This is a genomic window from Sphingobacterium sp. UBA7253, from assembly GCF_002472745.1.
GTDB classification, from domain to species: Bacteria; Bacteroidota; Bacteroidia; order Sphingobacteriales; family Sphingobacteriaceae; genus Sphingobacterium; species Sphingobacterium siyangense.
Map to the genome: position 1 here is coordinate 6862 of NZ_DKSP01000166.1, position 604 is coordinate 7465.

The following is a 604-nucleotide window of genomic DNA, read 5'->3' on the forward strand; positions in this document are numbered from 1 at the left end:
ATAAATCACACCTTTTTTATTAGCCAAAAACCATAATTTTTGAATTATTTCACAAAAAACATCAAAAAAAATTTCAGTTTTCAATAAAAACACAATATTTTTGAAAAACAAAATCAACAAACTGTAATTTAACTACAAAATACAAATGTCGAACCTAAGATTCAAAGCAGTAGAAGCAGCAGGCTCACGCCAAATTGCTTCATTTGAAAAAGTTGAAACTAAAAAAGCAACTGACATTTACGGAAAGAATGTTTTTTCCGTAAACAAAATGAAAGACTACCTTCCTAAAAATTCATACAAGGAGTTAGTTGCATCCATTGAAGAGGGACAGATTATTTCAAGAGATTTGGCTGAACACATTTCACAGGCCATGAAAACTTGGGCACTTAACCACGGCGTTTCTCACTACACACACTGGTTTCAACCTTTAACGGGTTCGACTGCTGAAAAACATGATGCTTTTTTTGAGCCAGACGAAAACGGTGAAGCCATTGAAAAATTTACTGCTGACGCATTAGTTCAACAAGAGCCCGATGCATCTTCTTTCCCAAATGGTGGTATCCGTAATACATTCGAAGCTAGAGGATATACAGCTTGGGATCCA

General features: G+C 35.1%; 1 protein-coding gene. It reads left to right on the forward strand.

All coding sequences use genetic code 11. The features are described 5' to 3' along the window. Positions 1-145 precede the first annotated feature (145 nt). Positions 146-604: glutamine synthetase III (locus B2X72_RS17010; protein ID WP_286850831.1), on the forward strand; the 459-nt coding region annotated here is incomplete at its 3' end.